5 protein-coding genes and 2 pseudogenes are annotated in these 4,422 nt (G+C 69.7%); 5 read left to right on the top strand and 2 right to left on the bottom strand.

Annotated features, from left to right (window positions below; translation table 11 throughout):
* From KCH87_RS50350 to KCH87_RS49900, 3 genes and pseudogenes are all read left to right on the top strand, one after another.
* The coding region (locus KCH87_RS50350) for a tetratricopeptide repeat protein (RefSeq protein ID WP_210594436.1) at window positions 1-962 on the top strand (962 nt) is incomplete at its 5' end.
* An 86-nt stretch (window positions 963-1,048) separates the two neighbouring features.
* Window positions 1,049-1,168, top strand: a pseudogene (locus KCH87_RS49905) (IS110 family transposase); the annotation flags it as partial.
* Window positions 1,169-1,244: 76 nt separating this feature from the next.
* A pseudogene (locus KCH87_RS49900) lies at window positions 1,245-1,481 on the top strand (transposase); the annotation flags it as partial.
* A gap of 123 nt (window positions 1,482-1,604) precedes the next feature.
* On the opposite strand, the gene KCH87_RS48260 reads toward KCH87_RS49900, so the two are convergent.
* A complete protein-coding gene (locus tag KCH87_RS48260) occupies window positions 1,605-1,772 on the bottom strand; it encodes a hypothetical protein (RefSeq protein ID WP_210594435.1) in 168 nt (55 codons plus the stop codon).
* Window positions 1,773-1,784: 12 nt separating this feature from the next.
* On the opposite strand from KCH87_RS48260, the gene KCH87_RS50645 reads away from it, so the two are divergent.
* Both KCH87_RS50645 and KCH87_RS50640 read left to right on the top strand, forming a co-directional pair.
* On the top strand, window positions 1,785-2,501 hold the full coding sequence (locus KCH87_RS50645) for a hypothetical protein (protein ID WP_308299099.1): 717 nt from the start codon (window positions 1,785-1,787) through the stop codon (window positions 2,499-2,501).
* A 2-nt stretch (window positions 2,502-2,503) separates the two neighbouring features.
* Entirely contained in the window at window positions 2,504-2,710 is a 207-nt protein-coding gene (locus KCH87_RS50640; protein WP_308299098.1) for a hypothetical protein, read from the top strand.
* 510 nt (window positions 2,711-3,220) lie between these two features.
* Here KCH87_RS50640 and KCH87_RS48250 read toward each other — a convergent pair.
* On the bottom strand, window positions 3,221-4,009 hold the full coding sequence (locus KCH87_RS48250) for an N-acetylmuramoyl-L-alanine amidase (RefSeq protein ID WP_247197933.1): 789 nt from the start codon (window positions 4,007-4,009) through the stop codon (window positions 3,221-3,223).
* Window positions 4,010-4,422: the final 413 nt, after the last annotated feature.

Here is a 4,422-nt window from a genome sequence, read left to right as displayed (position 1 = left end):
TGCAGTGGTGCGAGACCGAACGCCCCAACCTCGTCGCCTCGGTGCACCAGGCCACCACCTCCCGCAGGCCGGGCATCGCGTGGCGACTGACCGCCGCCCTGTGGGGGTTCTTCTACCTCCGCAGCCATCTGCACGACTGGCTCGACACCGCCAGGACCGCCCATGACGCCGCCCGCGAGGCGGGCGACCGCACAGGCGAGGCATGGAGCCTCAACGACGTCGCCGCCGCGCTGACGCAGCTGCGCCGGCTCGACGAGGCCATCGACCACCTCCGGCAGGCGATCGTCCACTGCCGGGAGCTCGGGGACACGTACGGCAGGTGCCAGGCCGTGAGCAACCTGGGCAACAGCTATCTCCAGGCCGGCCGGCTCGACAAGGCGGTCGAGTACACCCGCCGCGCGCTGGCCCTCCACCGGGTCATGGGCAGCACCTGGGGGGAGGGCATCGCCCTGGCCAACCTGGGCGACGCCTACCGGCGACTCGACCGGTTCGACGAGGCCATCGACTGCCTGGAGCGGGCGCTGGCCGTCCTGCGCGCCAGCGGCAACCGCTGGGTCGAAGGCGTCGCGCTCGACACGCTCGGCACCCTCCAGCACCGGCTCGACCGCCACGACGACGCGATCGACCACTACCACCAGGCGCTCGAGGCGCACCGGGACGTCGGCAACCGCGAGGGCGAGGGCCAAACCCTGTACCACCTCGGAGACGTCCACCTGGCCGCGGGCGAGCCGGAGGCAGCCCAGACCAACTGGCGGCAGGCTCTTGCGATCCTCGAGGAGTTCGACCATCCGGACGCCGAGGAAATCCGGGGAAAACTCCACCGCCTGGACGAATGTACGCCGGACGCGGGGCCGCATCCCACCGCCGCCGGCCTGGAGTTGGCTCCGAGCCCCACGGACACGACCACGACTCGGGCGTGCCGCCGCGGAGCTGAGCGGCCGGGACGCCGTCCACGTTCGTGACGCCCAATGACGCCAGGTCCGGTCCCGGCCGGAAGACCGGTGGGTGCAAGTACCTACTTGTTCCAGCTCTTGATCTTCCTCTCCCATTCGCGGCCCTGGCCGATCCGGCCTCCCCCACCTACTACGACAAGAAGATCGCCCAGGGAAAACACCACACCCAAGCCCTCCTCTGCCTCGCAAGACGCCGAGCCGACGTCCTCTTCGCGGCACCTTCTACGACCCCCAACCCGCACCTGCCCGTTGACGAACCCGTAGAGGCACCCCGCGGCGGCCTCGGCCGCGCGCGAGGAACACGAAGCGATCCGCGCTCGGCGGCAGCTCCAGGAAACCGGCCAATGGCAGCGGCACTACGCCACCCGCGCCGGCGTCGAAGGCACCATCGCCCAAGGGCTACGCCGCTGCGGCCTGCGCAGAAGCCGCTACACCGGCCTGAACAAGACCCGCCTTCAACACGTACTCACCGCCGCCGCCCTCAACCTCATCCGGACCGACGCCTGGCTGACCGGGACACCACGTGCCGAACTCGCCAACGGTGTCCTCGGCGGGGGTGTGACCGGATCCGTACCGACCCGTCAGCACCGGCTCAGTACAGCGGCGTCTCGTAGTCTTCCGGGACCGGGCAGTTGCCGCGCCCCGGGCGGGTCAGCCGGTGCCGTCCGGGGCGCACCACACGACGGTGTGCCCGGGGTCGCCCGGTGAGAGCGGTCTTGCCTTGGTGCGGAAGGGGCGGCCGGTTGCGGCGTCATCCAGGAGCCAGGTACGCGGCTTGGCGTCGACCAGCGCCCTCAATTCCAGCCGCGGATCCACCATGTCCTGCTGCCCGTGTGGCGCGTTGAAGTACAGGCCGACGCCACCGAGGGGGAACCGTATGAGCTGATCGACCGCTTCCTGGAGCGCGGCATCGCCGAGGCCGGGCTCGCCACCGCCGATGAACTCGCCGCCTTCTTCGCTCTGGAGCCGGCCCTCGTCCGCCAGGCGTTGCAGTTCCTCGCCGCGATCCGCCACATCGAGGAGGACCGGCATGGCCGCCTGGCGCTCACCGAACTCGGCCTTCGCTCCGTACGCGACGAGATCCGCTGCACCGTCACCCAGAAGGACCGGCGCAAGCTGTACTTACGAGGACACGGTCACCGGCTGGATCAAAGAGACCTGGCCGCGGATGGAAAGACGGTGACGGACCAGGACGCGTGGCTGTGCTTCGCGGACGAGTCGGGCCAGATGCTCCGGCCGCCGAAAGCACGGACCTGGTCCCGGCGCGGTCACACGCCCTGCGTGAGAGTCAGGGCCGCGGGCTCGGGACGCATCTCCCTGGCGGGCCTGGTCTGCTACAAGGCCGGTCAGCGCACCCGGCTGGTCTTCCGGATGCTCGTGCACCACGGCCGCAACGGTGAGAAGAAGGGCTTTCGGGAGAGGGACTTCGCTTCGTTACTGGATGCCGCCCACCAGCAGTTGGGCGGCAACATCGTGCTGGTGTGGGACAACTACAGCCATCACCTCGACGCCGCCATGCGCGAGCTGATCGGGAACGGCCATGGCTGACAGTGTTCCGCTTCCCGACCTACACCCCCGACCTCAACCCGGCCGAGGGCGTGTGGGCGCACCTGAAGCACAGCCTGGGCAACTTGGCCCCCTGCAGCATCGATGACCTGGCCGAGCTGGTCCGCGCCCACCTCAAACGAATGCAATACCAGCCCGACCTGCTCGACGGGTTCATCGCCGGGACCAGACTGATTACGGCGGCGCCATGACGTCGCCTCGAACCGAAAACCTCAGTAGCAGGTCACAGCCGGCTCGATCCCATAAAGCCGCAGGTGAGAAAGGTGCTCCAGGAATACCCGGCGTACAGCCCGACTCGTCTGCCGGTGGGCTCTAGTGGGGGCTTGCGGGGGGGGCTGCTTGACGTCGGTGCGGGCCGGTGCGCGGAAGGCTGGGAGCCGAAGCCGGCCGGGCGGTGCGTGGTCTGCGTGCTGCGAGAGGGCACTCCGAAGGACCCGTGCGCATGCGGAGCCGGAGTGTGCGGAGCCGCCGCGCGTCGGAAGAGGCCGGGTGCCGTTGGCACGGAGGCGGCTTGGGTCACCCGTAATGACGGCAACTGGCGTGGCCCCATCCGGGGGCCCGCCACCGTCATCATCGAGGACGCGTGCGCCGCAGCGGACACCAGCGCCTCACGACGACATCAGCACCCGTTTCCGCACCTTTTGCGACCACGGTTTCGCTGAGAGAGGCAGCGCACCCTGATCAGGCCGCCGGCGAAACGACTACCGCGTCAACTGCGCGGATACCGCTCGGCGCAGGGCGTCGAGCTTGCCGTACATCTGGGCGCCCGGGCACTCGGTCTCGTACCAGTCCCGGTGGCCGCTCACCACCGTGATGGCCTCCTTGGTGGTGCCGTCGACCGGATTCCTGTAGGCGATCTGCGCCCGGGGGTCGAGGCGGTGCATGCGCGTCAGCACCGTCAGCAACTGGGTGAGGGCGTCAACCGCCGCGTCGGTGGGCGGCCGCGCGTCCAGGTCGCCGAGGAGGGCGATGCCGAGGTTGCCCGAGTTGAATCCGGTGGTGTGGAAGGCCGTCACCAGGTTTCCGTCGCCGTCGTGCGCGGGCATGGCGTCGTCGCCCGAGTAACGGCCCTCGTAGACGCGGCCGTTGGGGGCGACGAGGAAGTGGTAGCCGATGTCGCCCCAGTCCTCGTCGACCGTGTGCTTCTCGTACATCGTCCGCACCGTGGCATCGGGGCTGGGGTCGTCGTTGGCGGTGGCGGTGTGATGCACGGTCAGGGCCTGGAGCGGGAAGAATTTGGGCTGCGAGCTCTCGGTGCCGTCCTCCTTGAAGCGCTTGGACTCGTCGGCGCCCCATTCCGCGCGGGGGACGAAGTTCCGGACCAGGCGCACTGTCCGGTGGGCCGAGTCGGGGAGGCGTGCAGCGTGCTTACTGTGGGCCGACGAACACGCCGAGAGGCCGGGCACGACGACTGCGGTCCCGAGCGCGCCCAGCAGGGCGCGGCGGGATATCCGGGATATCTGAGAGGAGCGGGAACGCGGCTGCGTCAAGATAATGCCTTCGTACGACTGCGGGAGCGGGATCACCTGACCTACGGTGTCGTGCGCCATCCGGTTCACTCGCGCGTCCGCGGCCGGACCGTTCGAACCCTCTGGCGGCGACCGCGTGGCCTCGGTCCGTGTCCGCCGCGGTCCTCGATTGGGGCGGTCACGGACAGGGCGTCGCGGCGGTTCCCGCACACCGCAACGGGCTCCGTGGGGAAGCAGTTCAAAACCGTTCAACTCCGTGCCCGGCGAACGGCAGTGAACCGTCCGCCCCCTCCCGCCGTTACGTACGGCAAGGGCGGTCCCCCAGGTCCCCCTGGTGCCTCGCAGTGGCCGCCCGTCCCTGTCGGCCGCACGACGTGAACGCGGTCGGCAGGGTGCCCTCCGTATCCGCAGGGCTCCGTATTCCCGAAGTTGGG

Origin of the sequence: Streptomyces sp. GESEQ-35, from assembly GCF_017948485.1 — a bacterium.
Lineage (GTDB): Bacteria > Actinomycetota > Actinomycetes > Streptomycetales > Streptomycetaceae > Streptomyces.
The sequence above is the reverse complement of the archived record's forward strand: the minus strand, read 5'-3'. Positions and strand labels throughout refer to the sequence as shown.

Excerpts from the sequence above, each read along its gene's own strand:
- KCH87_RS48260 (WP_210594435.1), bottom strand. The coding sequence starts at position 1,772 with ATGGTGGATCCGCGGCTGGAATTGAGGGCGCTGGTCGACGCCAAGCCG.